The sequence below is a fragment of the Arthrobacter russicus genome (genome assembly GCF_031454135.1).
In the GTDB taxonomy this organism is placed as follows: domain Bacteria; phylum Actinomycetota; class Actinomycetes; order Actinomycetales; family Micrococcaceae; genus Renibacterium; species Renibacterium russicum.
The window spans coordinates 1,047,982-1,062,896 of sequence record NZ_JAVDQF010000001.1; the positions used below are offsets into that span (position 1 = coordinate 1,047,982).

General features: G+C 65.2%; 17 protein-coding genes. 10 read left to right on the forward strand and 7 right to left on the reverse strand.

Annotation, left to right across the window (positions count from 1 at the left end; genetic code table 11):
* The first annotated feature begins 5 nt into the window (after window positions 1-5).
* From JOE69_RS04835 to JOE69_RS04845, 3 genes are read left to right on the forward strand one after another with little or no spacing between them, the layout of a single operon-like run.
* A complete protein-coding gene (locus tag JOE69_RS04835; protein ID WP_309796554.1) occupies window positions 6-635 on the forward strand; it encodes a TetR/AcrR family transcriptional regulator in 630 nt (209 codons plus the stop codon).
* Window positions 636-692: 57 nt separating this feature from the next.
* Window positions 693-917 (forward strand): DUF3107 domain-containing protein, encoded by a 225-nt coding sequence (locus JOE69_RS04840; protein ID WP_296365232.1) that lies wholly within the window; start codon window positions 693-695, stop codon window positions 915-917.
* A complete protein-coding gene (locus JOE69_RS04845; protein WP_309796557.1) occupies window positions 918-1,223 on the forward strand; it encodes a hypothetical protein in 306 nt (101 codons plus the stop codon).
* Between the two features lie 105 nt (window positions 1,224-1,328).
* On the opposite strand, the gene JOE69_RS04850 is transcribed toward JOE69_RS04845, so the two are convergent.
* Genes JOE69_RS04850 through thiO form a run of 3 tightly spaced genes read right to left on the reverse strand, consistent with a single transcriptional unit; the run spans window position 1,329 to window position 3,445 of the window.
* Window positions 1,329-2,099 carry a thiazole synthase gene (locus tag JOE69_RS04850; protein WP_296365234.1) on the reverse strand — a complete coding sequence of 257 codons (771 nt, stop codon included), beginning with the start codon at window positions 2,097-2,099 and terminating at the stop codon, window positions 1,329-1,331.
* A gap of 3 nt (window positions 2,100-2,102) precedes the next feature.
* Window positions 2,103-2,339 carry a sulfur carrier protein ThiS gene (thiS, locus tag JOE69_RS04855; RefSeq protein ID WP_309796559.1) on the reverse strand — a complete coding sequence of 79 codons (237 nt, stop codon included), beginning with the start codon at window positions 2,337-2,339 and terminating at the stop codon, window positions 2,103-2,105.
* Window positions 2,336-3,445 (reverse strand): glycine oxidase ThiO, encoded by a 1,110-nt coding sequence (thiO, locus tag JOE69_RS04860; RefSeq protein WP_309796561.1) that lies wholly within the window; start codon window positions 3,443-3,445, stop codon window positions 2,336-2,338. Before thiO ends, thiS begins: the two co-directional genes overlap by 4 nt.
* A 425-nt stretch (window positions 3,446-3,870) precedes the next feature.
* Here thiO and thiE point away from each other — a divergent pair, with 425 nt between their 5' ends.
* Window positions 3,871-4,500 (forward strand): thiamine phosphate synthase, encoded by a 630-nt coding sequence (gene thiE, locus JOE69_RS04865; protein ID WP_309796562.1) that lies wholly within the window; start codon window positions 3,871-3,873, stop codon window positions 4,498-4,500.
* Here the strand turns inward: thiE and JOE69_RS04870 are convergent.
* Both JOE69_RS04870 and JOE69_RS04875 read right to left on the reverse strand, forming a co-directional pair.
* On the reverse strand, window positions 4,475-5,533 hold the full coding sequence (locus tag JOE69_RS04870; protein ID WP_309796564.1) for a YdcF family protein: 1,059 nt from the start codon (window positions 5,531-5,533) through the stop codon (window positions 4,475-4,477). The genes thiE and JOE69_RS04870 overlap by 26 nt on opposite strands.
* A 69-nt stretch (window positions 5,534-5,602) precedes the next feature.
* Window positions 5,603-6,223: a ferritin-like fold-containing protein gene (locus JOE69_RS04875; RefSeq protein ID WP_296365246.1), complete on the reverse strand. Its 621-nt coding sequence runs from the start codon at window positions 6,221-6,223 to the stop codon at window positions 5,603-5,605.
* Between the two features lie 58 nt (window positions 6,224-6,281).
* Between JOE69_RS04875 and JOE69_RS04880 the strand changes: the two genes are divergently transcribed.
* From JOE69_RS04880 to JOE69_RS04895, 4 genes are all read left to right on the forward strand, one after another.
* On the forward strand, window positions 6,282-7,763 hold the full coding sequence (locus tag JOE69_RS04880) for an RNB domain-containing ribonuclease (RefSeq protein WP_309796568.1): 1,482 nt from the start codon (window positions 6,282-6,284) through the stop codon (window positions 7,761-7,763).
* Between the two features lie 71 nt (window positions 7,764-7,834).
* Window positions 7,835-7,999 carry a hypothetical protein gene (locus JOE69_RS04885; protein ID WP_296365249.1) on the forward strand — a complete coding sequence of 55 codons (165 nt, stop codon included), beginning with the start codon at window positions 7,835-7,837 and terminating at the stop codon, window positions 7,997-7,999.
* Between the two features lie 268 nt (window positions 8,000-8,267).
* The gene (locus JOE69_RS04890) at window positions 8,268-9,947 is read left to right on the forward strand and encodes a DEAD/DEAH box helicase (RefSeq protein WP_374709672.1); all 1,680 of its coding nucleotides are present in this window, start codon (window positions 8,268-8,270) and stop codon (window positions 9,945-9,947) included.
* Window positions 9,948-9,955: 8 nt separating this feature from the next.
* Window positions 9,956-10,813, forward strand: a complete 858-nt coding sequence (locus JOE69_RS04895; RefSeq protein WP_296365251.1) for a DNA-methyltransferase — start codon at window positions 9,956-9,958, stop codon at window positions 10,811-10,813.
* Between the two features lie 100 nt (window positions 10,814-10,913).
* Here the strand turns inward: JOE69_RS04895 and JOE69_RS04900 are convergent, their stop codons facing one another.
* Window positions 10,914-11,759, reverse strand: coding sequence for a PHP domain-containing protein (locus JOE69_RS04900; RefSeq protein WP_309796571.1), 846 nt, complete (start codon window positions 11,757-11,759; stop codon window positions 10,914-10,916).
* A 59-nt stretch (window positions 11,760-11,818) separates the two neighbouring features.
* Here JOE69_RS04900 and JOE69_RS04905 point away from each other — a divergent pair, with 59 nt between their 5' ends.
* Together JOE69_RS04905 and JOE69_RS04910 are read left to right on the forward strand one after the other, a co-directional pair.
* Complete coding sequence (locus JOE69_RS04905; protein WP_296365254.1) at window positions 11,819-12,169, forward strand: hypothetical protein; 351 nt, start codon at window positions 11,819-11,821, stop codon at window positions 12,167-12,169.
* Between the two features lie 55 nt (window positions 12,170-12,224).
* Window positions 12,225-13,796, forward strand: a complete 1,572-nt coding sequence (locus JOE69_RS04910; RefSeq protein WP_309796574.1) for an aminopeptidase P family protein — start codon at window positions 12,225-12,227, stop codon at window positions 13,794-13,796.
* A 117-nt stretch (window positions 13,797-13,913) separates the two neighbouring features.
* On the opposite strand, the gene JOE69_RS04915 is transcribed toward JOE69_RS04910, so the two are convergent.
* Window positions 13,914-14,816, reverse strand: coding sequence for a YflT domain-containing protein (locus tag JOE69_RS04915; protein WP_309796576.1), 903 nt, complete (start codon window positions 14,814-14,816; stop codon window positions 13,914-13,916).
* Window positions 14,817-14,915 lie beyond the last annotated feature (99 nt).

Consider the following 14,915-nt stretch of genomic DNA (forward strand, 5'->3'; position numbering starts at 1 on the left):
AAGCCATGACTGAGGAAACCCGCACGCGGCCTGCCCGGCTGCCTCGGGACGAACGCCGTGCCCAATTGCTTTCGGCTGCCCAGGAGGTTTTCGTGGCAAACGGATACCACGGGGCCGCCATGGATGAGATCGCGGAAACCGCGCAAGTGTCCAAGCCCGTGCTCTACCAGCACTTCCCGTCCAAGCGGGACCTCTACTTGGCCCTGCTGGATCAGCAGATCGCCGAACTGACTGCCCGCATGCTCACCGCCCTGGCCTCGACCAACGACAACAAGTACCGGGTGCAAGCCACGATCAAGGCCTACTTCGAGTTCATTTCCAAAGACGACCAGGCGCATCGGCTGATCTTCGAGAACGACTTGATCAACGATCCGGAGGTCGCCGCGAAAATCGAGATTTTCAGTGCGACGTATGCGGATGCGATCGCCGGCATCATCACGCACGACACCTCGCTTCCCGCGCCGGAAGCCACCCTGCTGGGCCGCGCGCTGGCCGGCATGTCGCATGTCAGCGCCCGTTACTGGTTGGAAAACGACAGCGAAATCGAGCTGGAGGTCGCGGTCGAGCTGATTTATCGTTTAGCTTGGCGCGGAATCAGCCGATTCCCCAAGGAAACCAATCCAGAAGAGAACTAAGCTGGGATCCGAGCAAGAATCCAAGCTGTAGCAACAACCCCAGAAGGAGCATCCGCGGTGGAAGTCAAGATCGGAATTCAGAATGTGGGCCGGGAAATCGTGCTCGAGTCCAACCAGGATGCTGACGCCGTTGCGGCGTTGGTCTCGGAGGCGATCAAGAACAGCACCGAGCTCCGCCTCGCGGACGACAAAGGGCGCACCGTGATTGTCCCCGGCGGCTCGATCGGCTATGTGGAACTCGGCGCCGAAGAGTCCCGACGGGTCGGATTCGGGGCGCTCTAAATGGTCGATTTGGTTGTCATCGCGCTGATCTCCACGGGTCTGGGCATCATCGCCTGGGCAGTGGACCGGAACCACGACAAGTACGGCGCGATCCTGCCTCCGGCGGCCGCCGTCGTCGCTGCCATGCTGACCTGGATCATCACCATCTCGGCCACCTTGGGATATCTTCCGGGCTGGACCTGGGTGCCGTGGATCGCCTCGTTGCTGATCGGCGCGGCCGCGGCGGTTGCCGTCACCTGGTTGCTCGGCCGCAGCCGGAAGCAGCAGGACACCGCTCAGCTCACCGCGATCCTCAAGCACGGCTGAACCGGAGCCGACCGAAGCAGAACCGGGCCGGGCCAGCTGGATTCCAGCTGGCCCGGCCCGTTCATTTGGCCGACGAGCGACAGTACGCCGTCTACCAGTACGCCGCTAAAGGTCTGCCCGGCCGGCCATCGCGGACGAGGCCTGCGCGTGTTGCCGCCGCGGAATCCGCCCGGCCGTCGCGGCGAGCCGCCCGGCCCGCACCGCGTGCTTGAACGCCTGGGCCATCCGCACCGGGTTCTGCGCCCGGGTGACTGCGGTGGCCAGGAGCACGGCATCGCAGCCCAATTCCATCGCCAGCGCTGCGTCCGAGGCGGTGCCGATTCCGGCGTCCAAGACCACCGGGACTGAAGCCCGGGCATTGATCAGTTCGATGTTGTGCGGATTCAAGATCCCCAAGCCGGTGCCGATCGGGGCGCCCAAAGGCATCACCGCAGACGCGCCCAGCTGTTCCAAACGCAAGGCCAATACCGGATCGTCGTTGCTGTAGGCGAACACCGTGAAGCCGCGCTGCACCAATTGCCCAGTGGCTTCGAGCAGTCCCGGCGCATCCGGCAGCAAAGTGTCTTCGTCCGCGATCACTTCGAGTTTGATCCAGTTGGTCTCCAGCGCTTCCCGGGCCAGCTCCGCGGTCAGCACCGCCTCCCGGGCAGTGAAGCAGCCCGCGGTATTGGGCAGCACCCGGATCGAGTGCTGCAGCAGCAGATCGAAAAGCGAACCGTCCTGGCCCGGGCTGTACCGGCGCATGGCCACCGTGGTCAGCTCGGTTCCGGACGCCAGGAGCGCCTCGCCCAGCCCGCTCAGACTCGGTGCACCGCCGGTGCCCATGATGAGCCGCGACTGCAAAGCGACCCCGTCGATCAGAAGTTCATCGGCCACGGTTCATCCTCCTTGTACTGCGGTGACGATTTCGACCTCGTCGCCCGGTTCCAACCCGGTGCCGCCCCATTGCGAGCGCGGCACCAGTTCGGCATTGCGGACGACGGCGACGCCCAGCCGTCCGCCGTCGGCCGGCTGGCCGCTGGGCAGCAATTCGCGTCCAGTCTGCGCAGCGACCAGGGCAGAAACCGTTCTCGCCGCATCGAGCGGGCACGGTTCGCCGTTGAGTGTGATGGTCATCGGATCTCCTGGGTTCGGTCTGATGGTGCCGCGGCAAATCTGCCCGGAGCGAACTGCGCCCACCGCGGATCGGCACGCCCGGCGAGCAATTCGCAGCAGATCTCGGCGGCGATCGGGGTCAGCAACACACCGTGCCGGTAAAACCCGGTGGCAATGATCAGCCCTTCGGCCACCCGGCCCAGCAACGGGGCATTGTCCGGGGTGCCGGGCCGGGCCCGGGCGGTGACCTCGGAAAGGGTAAGTTCGGCGACTGCGGGCAGCACCGTCTGGGCATCCCGCAACAGCTGGTAAACCCCGCCGGCGGAGGCACCCGGGCGACCGTCTTCACGCTGCGTCGCCCCGATCACCACGCTGCCGTCGGGACGCGGGATGAGGTAGACCGGGTTTCCCCGGACCATGGCCCGCAGGGTATGCCGCAGCAGGGGTTGCAGTTGCTCCGGGACCTCCAGCCGCAAGATGTCCCCGTACACCGCGCGCAACGGCAGATCGACGGGCACGCCGGGCAGGCTGCGGGCGGCCAGGCCGTTGGCCACGATCACCTCGGCGGCCCGGATCTGCCCGCCATCGTCGAGATCGACGATTCCCGACCGGACCGCCGTTGCACCGACCCGGCGCACTTCCAAACCGGTCAGCAGGACCGCGGCCAAACGTCGGGGATCCACCTGGTGGTCGGCCTGCGCGAAGTACCCGGACACCCGCAATTGCGGACTGAGCATCGGCTCCAGTTCGCCGAGCGCGGTCGAATCCAAGCTCTGCACCGGGAGCCCGGCCAAGGATTGCGCGGCGACCAAATCCGCCAGAAGCGCCCGGTCAGCCGGATCCGCGCCCAGCAGGACGGTCCCGGAACGTCGGTAACCGACGTCGCCTGGGAGCGAGCCGACGAATTCCGGCCATAACCGCCAGGCCGCCAGCATCAGCTCCTGCAAGGCTTGTTCCTGGTAGTGGAATTCGGTCACCGGGGCGAGCATGCCTGCTGCGGCATAGGTCGCTCCGCCCGCCGGTTCCGGATCGATCAACAGCACCTTCCGGCCGCTGCATTTCACCTGCCAGGCAATGCCCAAACCCACGATGCCGCCGCCGATCACCGCGACGTCGTACTGCTGCATGAAAAATCTTCCCTTCCCTACGCCGGCATGATCCGGTTCAGGTATCGTGACGGTCGGCATAGTGGTCAGCTACGCCCTCTCAGCCCGTTGCAGACGATGGGCTCCCGCGGTGGCTCCAGTCTAATCCTGATCGCTGACGCAACCGGTAACCCCGCCCCAGCCCGGCCAATCAGCAACCCGGGCTGAAACTGCGGAGCGTGGCTCGGCCAGGGATCTCTGAATGGACCCGGGAGGACCTGGGTGGGCCCACAGGTCCGAGGGCCCCGAGGCGAGGCACGAGCTTTGGGAGGACCTGGGTGGGCCCACAGGTCCGAGGGCCCCGAGGCGAGGCACGAGCTTTGGGAGGACCTGGGTGGGCCCACAGGTCCGAGGGCCCCGAGGCGAGGCACGAGCTTTGGGAGGACCTGGGGAGTAGGCTTAGCGCCGTGAAAAATTTGCAGACTGCCCAGTTGTACTTGTGCACCGATGCCCGGAAACGGCAAGGCGACTTCGGGCAGTTCCTCGATGCGGCGTTCCGCGGCGGCGTGGACATCATCCAGCTGCGGGACAAGGACCTCGAAGCCGCCGAAGAACTCGAGCTGCTCGAGACCCTGCGCTCGGTCGCCGAACGGCACGGGAAATCATGGGCGGTCAATGACCGGGCGGACATCGCGTTGCTGAGCCGGGCTCCGGTTTTCCATATCGGCCAGAAGGACCTTCCGGTCCCGGGGATGCGTTTGCTGCTGCCCGACGTTTCCGCGGGGCTGTCCAGCCACTCCCCGGAACAGGCAGCCGCCGCAGCGCTTGAGGCGGGCATCGACTATTTCTGCGTCGGACCGGTTTGGGCGACGCCGACCAAACCCGGGCGCGCCGCTGTCGGACTGGACCTGGTCCGGTTCGCCGCAGGATTGGACACCCGGAAACCCTGGTTCGCGATCGGCGGCATCGGCCTGGACAACATCGGCGAGGTGGTGGCCGCCGGGGCTCGACGGGTAGTCGTGGTCCGGGCGATCACCGACGCCGACGACCCGGAAGCGGCGGCACAACGGCTCAAAGCCGCGCTGCCGCAGTTGTGAACGAATCGCCCTGCTGAACCGAGACGATGAACAACGCCAGGATTCCGCCGACCACCAGGGCGGCAAAGGCCAAATGCAACCATTTGTACATCGCCAAAAGTCCAATGAACTCCCGCAAAGCTGCACTGGGCAAAAAGTATCCTGCAGTTTTTGAACCGACAGCCTGAGTTTCCATGCCAAGTCGTCTGGCGAGCAGCGCCGCCCTGAAGACATGGAAATTGTTGGTCACCACGATCGAGGAATAATCAGCCGACGCGGCGTCCATGATGGCCTTGGAATAGCCCAGGTTCTCTTCGGTGTTGCGTGCCTGGTCTTCCAGCAGCACATCGCCAGCCGGAACGCCGAGCTCCACCAAATATTCGGCCATTGCGGACGCTTCGGATCGTGCCTCGTCGGCGCCTTGCCCACCGGTGACGATGATCCGGGAGGATACGCCCGCCGCCTTCGACTGGTCGTGGATTTCCCGTGCTTTGACCAGCCGGCTCGCCAACAACGGCGGAACCCGGGAGCCGATCAGGCCCGAGCCGAGCACGATCACGAAGTCCGGCGCACCGCGATAGGGCAGCTTCGAATAGAACAGTGCGTAGATCAGAAAACTGAACAACAGATAACCCAAGTACCCGGCAAGCAGCAGGATCGCCACACAGCCTGCGACCAGCGCCGCATCACCCCGCCCGGACACCGCCACAAAGGCGATGCTGCCCACGCCGATAATCGCGAACCCGGCAAGCAGCGACAAGAGGTTCCCCAGGCTTCGGCCTTCCCGGCGCAGCATCGTGAAGCCGTTGACGATCAAGAATCCGGCGAGAAACAGCGCGGCCATCGGACCGACCAGGAACACCAGTCCGAAGGTCAGCAGTTGCCCGATGCTCGTCGATAGCCCCGGGGTCAAGACGACGGCCAAATAGGTCGAGCCCAATGCCGCAGAGAGGTAGATCCCGTTGCGCAAGCGGCGGGGCTCCCGCTTCAGACTGACCAGGAAAATGCCCCAGCACAGCAGCGCAATACCGGTCATGATCAAGAAAATCCCCATGCCAAAACCCTACCTGCCGGCAACCTGAGTGCGGGCCGGCGGTGCGGACTGGCAGCCCGACCGGCAGGCTCAGGCGGTCAAACCCAATTGGCTCATCCGCAGCGAGTGGTTCCGGGTCAGTGCGGCCATCAGCTCGGCTCGGAACGCATCGGCGCCCGGCAGCGCCGCGCCCTCGATGCTGACCCGCTGCGCTTGGCTCAACGCCTCGCCGACCAAGCGGCGGCCCCAGAGCGCCAGACGCGAGGCCAGCCGCGGGTCGTCGTCGAGCATTTGCCGCAAGCGTTCCTGCAAACCATCCGAAGTCGGCGCGGAATCCTGGATCTGCTGGACCAATTGCGCTGTCGCCGGGTCCAGGAATTGACTGACTGAACGGTAGAAATCAGCCGAAATCGTATCGATCACATAGGCCTTCATGATCGATTCGTACCAATCCGCCGGTCTGGTCCGTTCGTGGAAAGCGTCGATGGAGGGTTGAAAGGGCAGCATCGCGGCTTCCACGTCCTGGCCCAGGCCGGACAACCGCTCGGCGACCAATTCGAAGTTCCCGAACTCGGTGACCGCCATCCGGCCCAGGACCGCGCGATCGCGCAGGCTCGGTGAAAACCTGGCGTCCGAGGACAGCCGTTCGAAGGCCGAGAGCTCGCCATAAGCCATCACGCCGAGCAGGTCCAGGACAAAGCGATCCGTCATGTCTGCAAGACTAGATCACCTCGGCCGGACTGTCCGACCAAGGCATTAGGCTGGGCTTGTGCCTCATTCGCAGATCGTCGTGCCCGACAATGACCGGCCCCTGCACGAAGCCCTGGCGGCTTTGCAGACCGAATTCGAGCTGCCTGCCGGCTTCAGCCCGGAGGTGAGCGCGGAACTCGAACGATCGATCGCCGAGCACCGGCTTCCGGACTCGGATCTGACCGGGTTGCCGTTCATCACCATCGATCCGCCGGCTTCGATGGATCTGGATCAGGCGATGCATCTGGTCCGCGAAGGCCAGGGTTACCGGGTCTACTACGCGATCGCCGACGTGCCCGGGTTCGTGCCGCCCGGCGGCGCCCTGGACGCGGAGACCCGCAAGCGCGGCCAGACCATCTACGCCCCGGACCGGATCACCCCGCTGCATCCGAAGCAGCTCAGCGAGGATGCGGCGAGCCTGCTCGCCGGAAAAACCCGCAGCGCGTTCGTCTGGCAACTGGCGCTGGACTCGGCGGGCAACACGGTCGGCGCCACGGTGGCCAGAGCGCAGGTCGCCTCCGTGGCCAAGCTCGGCTACGCACAGGCCCAGGACGAACTCGACGCCGGCACCCAGTCCGAATACCTGCCGACGCTGGAATTGCTCAAGGAAATCGGGCTGAAACGGATCGAGCTGGAACGCCGCCGCGGTGGCGCGAGCCTGAACTCCCCGCAACAGGAGGTCGTCCACGAAGCCGGCGCCTATCAGTTGGTCTTCCGGCCCAATCTGCCGATCGAGGATTGGAACGCGCAGATCTCGCTGGCCACCGGGATGGCTGCGGCGCAGATCATGTTGGAAGGGAAGATCGGCATCCTGCGGACCATGCCGGCCCCGGATCCGGCCGCGGTCGACCGCTTCCGCAGACAAGCCGCTGCGTTGGGCAAACCGTGGCCGCGCGATTTGGCCTATGGCGAATTCCTGCGTTCCTTGGACCCGGCCGAGCCTCGACAACTCGCGCTGCTGCACGCGGCCACTGCGCTGTTCCGCGGCGCCGGATACACCCCTTTCGACGGCGAGGTTCCGGAACAGACCAGCCAGGCCGCCGTGGCTGCGCCCTATGCGCACACCACCGCACCGCTGCGTCGCCTGGTGGACCGCTTCGTGTTGACCATCTGCGCCGCGCTCAGCAATGGCGCAGAGGTGCCTGATTGGGCCCGCGCGGCGCTGCCGGATCTGCCGAAACTCATGGCCGCCTCGGATCAGTTGGCCGGACGGGTGGACCGGGCGGCGCTGGACACGGTCGAAGCGGCAGTGCTGAGCAGCCGGATCGGTGAAGAATTCGACGCCGTAGTGCTGGCCGGTGCCCGCAAAACCGACAACAAAGCCGAACCAGGCAAAGGCGCACCGCGCCCCAGCACGCAATTTTCCACCGTGCAATTGACCGAACCGGCGGTTTCGGCACCCTGCGAAGGCGATTTGGAGCCGGGAAGCACGCTCCGCGTCCGACTGCTCACTGCGGATATCGCCACCAGGACCGTCCGGTTTACCGTGGCGGCAGACTAACCGACGGTCAGCCCGTCCGGTCGAATCGCATTATATTTATATATTTGCATATTTTGATGTATAATTTTTCCATGGACATTCAAGGGATCTTCAACTGGTTCGGCTCCGTCTGGAGCTGGGTCTCGAGCACCGTTGATTCCGTGCTGAGCAGCATCAGCGCCATCGTCTCCACGGTGACCGGCTGGGCCAATACGGTTTCTTCCTGGTTCAGCGGATTCGGTGGAATCGGCGGCTGACCGGCGTGGCCCGGGCCAAAAAGCTGGCTTTGGGCATCCATCGGATAGACTGGAGCGGTATAAAAGGATGCCCGGTCGTTCCTGCAATGACTTTTTCCGGCCGCCCCAGCAATCGTGGCGGTCAATCCTGTGGCACCGAATAGATCGGTACCGCGCGCGAATCTGCGATCGGCTTCCGCTGGCTGTGCCTCCCGCAACGGCTCCGTACGCCGCTTCCGAAGTGGCCGACGTCGAGCCTGGGCTGGCACCTTAAAGGAAGTTCTAGCTCTTGACTATCGACAACCAACACCATTTGCATGCCGAAGGCTCCGACGACGAATTGACCGTCGAAGCTTCGTTGACCAGCACTGAAGAGCCGCACAAGGAGGTCACCGAGACCTTCGCCGACTTCAACGTCCGAGCGGATATCGTCGAGGCCTTGGCCGACGCCGGGATCGTCCATCCGTTCCCGATCCAGTCGATGACCCTGCCGGTGGCTTTGGGCGGCCATGACATCATCGGCCAGGCGAAGACCGGAACCGGCAAGACGCTCGGCTTCGGCGTACCGGTGCTGCAGCGCGTCGTCGCCCCGAAAGATGAAGGCTACGAAGCCTTGGCGGCGCCCGGTGCACCGCAGGCCCTGATCGTGGTGCCCACCCGGGAGCTCGCGGTCCAGGTGGCCAACGACCTGCAGACCGCGGCGCGCAAACGCGGCGCCCGAATCACCACGATCTACGGCGGCCGGGCCTTCGAGCCGCAGATCGAATCCCTGACCAAGGGCGTCGAAGTGGTCGTCGGCACACCGGGCCGGTTGATCGATCTGTTCAAGCAGCGGCACCTGAATTTGAAGAACGTACGCATGGTGGTGCTGGACGAGGCCGACGAAATGCTCGACCTGGGCTTCCTGCCCGACGTCGAGACTTTGATGGCAGCGACTCCCCCGGTACGCCAGACCATGCTGTTCTCCGCCACGATGCCCGGTCCGATCGTCGCCATGGCCCGGCGCTACATGACGCAGCCGACGCATATCCGGGCCGCCGATCCGGATGACGAAGGCCTGACCAAACGGGACATCCGGCAATTGGTCTACCGTGCGCACAGCATGGACAAGATCGAAGTGGTCGCCCGGATCCTGCAGGCCCGGGACCGCGGCCGGACGATCATCTTCACCAAAACCAAACGCACCGCCGCCAAGGTGGCCGAAGAATTGGTGGAGCGCGGATTCGCTGCCGCGGCGATCCACGGCGACTTGGGACAGGGTGCCCGGGAACAGGCCCTGCGCGCGTTCCGGAACAACAAGGTTGATGTGCTGGTGGCCACCGACGTCGCCGCCCGCGGCATCGACGTCGACGACGTCACCCACGTGATCAACTACCAGTGCGTGGAAGATGAAAAGATCTACCTGCACCGGGTGGGCCGGACCGGCCGCGCCGGGAACAAGGGCACCGCGGTGACGTTCGTCGATTGGGACGACATGCCGCGCTGGGGACTGATCAACAAGACCCTGGGTCTGCCCTTCCCGGAGCCGGTGGAAACCTATTCCTCCTCGCCGCATTTGTTCTCCGATCTGGACATTCCGGAAGGAACCAAAGGCCGGCTGCCCCGGAGCCAGCGCACGCACGCCGGTCTGGGCGCCGAAGAGATCGAAGATCTGGGTGAAACCGGCAAGCGCAACAGCGGAAGCAACGACCGTGGCGGCAGCCGCGGCGGCCGGGATTCCCGCAGCCGGGACGGCAGGTCCGGCGGCCGGGACGGCGACCGGCAGCGTTCGCGCACCCGTTCCGGTTCGGATTCCGGCCGCGCTGCGCGTTCTGACGACGGAACGTCGGCCGGGCCTGCGGAGGCCGCCGAGTCGAAAACGGCCAACCGGAACCGGCGCAGCCGGACCCGCCGCCGCAACGGCGAAGTCGTCGGCCGGGATGGACAGCAGGGCTCCGGTTCCGCCGAATCGCCGTCGTCAGCTTCCTGAAGGTCGCAATGAGCGGTGATTCCTGGCAACACGACGGCCCGAACCTGGTCGTCGAAGCCGAGAATTCAGGCTACCTGGCAAGCTTGCCCGATGGTGCTTTTTCCCTCATTTACCTGGACCCGCCGTTCAACACCGGGCGGGCGCAAAGCCGCCAGTCCACCACCATGGTGCGCAGCGAAAGCGGGTCCAGGCTGGGTTTCGCCGGGCAGAGTTACGAGACGGTCAAAGGCGCGCTGCACAGCTACGACGATGCCTTCACAGACTATTGGGCGTTTCTGGAACCGCGGCTCGTCGAGGCGTGGCGGCTGCTGGCCGAAGACGGCACCCTGTATCTGCACCTCGATTATCGCGAGGTGCATTACGCCAAGGTGATGCTGGATGCGATCTTCGGGCGGGAGAGCTTCCTGAACGAGATCATCTGGGCGTACGATTTCGGTGCCCGGGCCCGTAAGCGCTGGCCGACCAAACACGACAACATTCTGGTCTACGTCAAGAATCCGGCCAAGTACCATTTCGACAATGCCGCTGTGGACCGGGAACCCTATATGGCGCCGGGGTTGGTCACGGCGGAAAAGGTGGCGCTGGGCAAGTTGCCGACCGACGTCTGGTGGCACACCATCGTCTCGCCGACCGGCAAGGAAAAGACCGGCTACCCGACCCAAAAGCCGGCCGGACTCTTGCGGCGGGTGGTGGCTGCCTCGTCCCGTCCCGGCGACTGGGTACTCGATTTCTTCGCCGGTTCGGGCACTTTCGGCGCGGTGGCAGCCGCTTTGGACCGCAGGTTCGTCTGCGTGGACCAGAACCCGGCAGCGATCGAAATCATGGCCAAGCGACTCGGCGATGTGGCGGTAGTGCAGCGGACCTGAACCCTTCTGCACAGTTAGTGTGACTGAAGTGTCTCGAGTTGCTGCTGAGGCCCAATTATTCGGATCCGAGCAGGCCATCTGTGCAGATCGGTTCAAGCAGTTAGCGCACGACGACGCTGCCGGTCGCCAAAGCTTCGATCCGGGCCAGGCTTTCCGGACTGGTCAGGTTCTCGCCCAACCGGTTCGGTTTGCCCGCGCCGTGGTAATCCGAGGAACCGGTCACGATCAAATCGTGTTTTTCAGCCAAGGAATACAGGAACGCTTTGCCCTCGGTCGGGTTGTCCCGATGCTCGATCTCCAGCCCGGCGAGCCCGGCGTCGATCATCTCCCGGTACACCGATTCGGCGACCACCCGTCCGCGTTCCACCGCCACCGGGTGGGCGAACACCGGGACCCCGCCGGCTTCGCGGACCAGCGATACCGCGAGCACCGGGTCCGGCGCATAATGTGAAACCCAATACTTGCTCCGCGAGGTCAGAATCGAGACGAATGCCTCGTTGCGGTCCGCGACCACGCCGGCGGCGACCAGGGCGTCGGCGATGTGCGGACGGCCCACGGTCGCTCCGGGGGCCACGTGCTGGCTGACGTCGTCCCAGTTCAAGGGATAGTCCTCGGCGAGCCGGTCGACCATTTTCTCCGCCCGGGTCAGCCGGGCGTCCCGCGACTTGCCGATTTCCTCGAGCAGCCCGGGATGCTCCGGGTCGTGCAGGTAGCTCAGCAGGTGCACGGTGATGCCCTCAGCGGTCCGGCAGGAGACCTCCATGCCCGGCACCAGGGCAATGCCGATTTCCCGGGCGGCGGTGCCGGCTTGCGACCAGCCGGCGGTGGAATCGTGATCGGTCAACGCCACGACGTCCAAGCCGGCCCGCTTGGCGGAACGGATCACATCCGCCGGCAGCTCCGTGCCGTCCGAGACGTTCGAGTGGGTGTGCAAATCGATTCTCACCGCCTAAGCCTATCCCCGGAGCCTCCCACCGGACTGCCTGGACCCGGTAGGATGCCGGAATGAAGCGCATCCGCCCGATCATGCTCATCCTGGCACTCGGCCTCGCGCTGACCGGGTGCGACGGCTCTGCTGGCTCGCCTCCCGCCACGAGCAGCCAGCAAAGCCCGGAAACCTTGGGCAACGCAGAGGTTTCCGGGACCTACACCTCCGGTGGCTGGGTGATCCGGCTGGCCCCTGACGGCACCTGGGAAGAAGATCTCAACGGACAGGTCAACGCCTACGGAGGTGCATACACACTGGACGGGAACACCATCACCCTCAACGACCGCCGGGGATCGAGCGAAACTGCGACGATTTCCGGCAACGAACTCCGGCTGCCCTCGATCACCCTGCAGAAACAGGCGCCATAGCCGTTCCGGAACCGGCGACTGGCAACCCCTGGGCAGCAGTGGCAGGATTGGGCACGTGACTGAGACCATCGAACCCCAAGAAAACCCCGAGAACCAGCCCATCGAGGAGCGGGTGAACAACCGCTCGCTGCGTCCGGACTCAGCTGCCTTCCGCAGCTTCATGAGCGCGAACTGGGCGCCTTCCGGCCAAGACCTGCCCAGTCAGGCAGCGGTGGCCGAGTTCGCCGCCCAACGGCGCAAGGCGCTCAGCGAGCAGTTCCCGGGTGAACGCCTGGTGCTGCCGGCCGGTCCGCACAAGGTGCGTTCCAACGACACCGACTACATTTTCCGCCCGCATTCGGCCTTCGCCCACCTGACCGGCCTCGGTGTGGACCACGAGCCCGATGCGGTGCTGATCCTGGAACCAGTCGAAGCCGGCTCCGGCGACGACGGCGGGAACCACCGGGCCACGTTGTACTTCCGCCCCCTGGCCGGTCGGGACACCAAAGAGTTCTATGCCGATGCCCGTTCCGGCGAATTCTGGATCGGGAAACGGCCGACGCTCGCCGAACTCCAGGCCGAACTGGCCCTGGAAACCGCCGATCTCGCCGGACTCGAAGTCGCGCTCACCAAAAACATCGGCGAAGCCAACGTCGGCGGCGTCCAAGTCCGATTGATCCGCGACGTCGACCAGAGCGTCGACGCGCTGATCGACACCGCGCGGATCAACACCGCAGCCAACCCGGAGCTGGTCGATCTGAGCCAGGCAGATGAGCAGGACGCCAAGCTCGCCGAAGCCGCTTCGGAATTGCGCCTGGTCAAAGACCCGTGGGAAATCGAGCAGATGAAGATCGCGGTCGCCGCGACCGTCGAGGGGTTCACCGAAGTGGTCAAAGCGCTGCCCCGCGCGATCAGCCACCGCCGCGGCGAACGGGTCGTGGAAGGCGCTTTCGCCGCCCGGGCCCGGGAAGAAGGCAACGGCTTGGGCTACGAGACCATCGCGGCTTCTGGCGACCACGCCACCACCTTGCACTGGATCAGCAACAACGGCACGGTCAATTCCGGCGAATTGCTGCTCCTGGATGCCGGCGTCGAAGCCGATTCGCTCTACACCGCCGATGTGACCCGCACGCTGCCGGTCAACGGCAGCTTCAGCGAAACCCAGCGCAAGGTGTACCAGGCGGTCCTGGACGCCGCGGATGCGGCCTTCGCGGTCGCCAAGCCCGGAACCAAGTTCCGGGACCTCCACGGCGCCGCCATGCAGGTGCTCGCCGATCGCCTGGTCGAATGGGGGCTGCTCCCGGTTTCCGCCGAGGCAGCGTTGGCCCCGGAAGGCCAGCAGCACCGCCGTTGGATGCCGCACGGCACCAGCCACCATCTGGGCATGGACGTGCACGATTGCGCTCAGGCGCGGGCCGATTTGTACCTCGACGGGGTCCTGGAGCCGGGCATGGTCTTCACCATTGAACCCGGCCTCTACTTCAAGGCCGATGACTTGGCCGTGCCGGAGGAGTACCGCGGAATCGGCGTCCGGATCGAAGACGACGTCCTGGTCACGGAAGACGGCAACGTGAATCTTTCCGCTGCACTTCCCCGCGAGGCCGCCGACGTCGAATCCTGGATGGCTGGCATCTACGAAGCCAACTGATCCACGCTCCACCACACTCTGGATAGCCGAATGTCTCCGGGTTAGCCGATTCTTGAACGAACGGCTAACCCGGAGACATTCGGCTATCTGAGGTTGGAAGTCGGCCGGCCAGCGGGCCTACTGGGCCATGCCACCCGGAGCGTTTTTCGGTTCCGGGTTTTTCGGTTCCGCTGCTGCTTCGGCCTCGGCCGGCTTCGGTTCCGGATCGATCCGGACACCGTATTGCGGGCGGCCGTCCGGCAGGTCCGGGAACTTGCCCGGCGCGGTGCCGCCCTCAGCGCCTCGGACCACCGGAGCCGGTGCGGTTTCCGGCGTCGGCTGCGCTTGCTGGCCGGCCGACGGGGTTCCGGCGCCCTGGCCTCCGGAACCATAAGGATCGGTCCAGCCCTCCGGACGCTGCGGCGCAACGCCGGGCTGGCCGCCCTGGACCGGGCCGCCCTGGACCGGTCGGGAATCACGGTCCGTCCCGGGACGGTACTGCGGATTCGCCTGGTACGGCGGGGTCTGCGCCGGAACGCCGGCTTTCGCCATCGGCAGGTTCTGCAGGAGCCGCTGGGCTTCCATCGAGGCCTCCCGCGCCACGATCACGTCGTAGCTCGACGCGAGCACCTGAGAGGTCGAAGTGAAGTCGCGCTTGCCGCGCTGGGCGGCGTAGGTGACGATGCCGAACAGCATCCAAAAGGCCGCGCCGAGCAACATCGCGATCGGGATCGACAGCAAGGACCCGCCGCTCGTCGAGTTGAAGAAAGAGAGCAACACACCGACGAACAGACCGAACCAGAGACCGGTCAACGCACCGTTGAGCGCTACTTTGGGATAGCTCAACCGGCCGGTGACCCGCTCCACCATCTTCAGGTCATTGCCGACGATCGACACCTTCTGCACCGGGAACTGCTGGTCCGCCAAGTAGTCGACAGCCTTCTGCGCATCCAGATACGAGGTGTAGCTGCCTACCGTGTCCCCTTCCGGGACGCTGCGCGGATCGGCCAGTGCACGGGCGCTTCCAAAGAGGTTCGACATGGTTCCATTCTCGCTCATCCGGACGCGCTGCGGACAGCGGTATCGCTGCGGGTGAACCCGTGCATCCGCTGTGATCGCCCGGGATTCCGGCAAATTCCC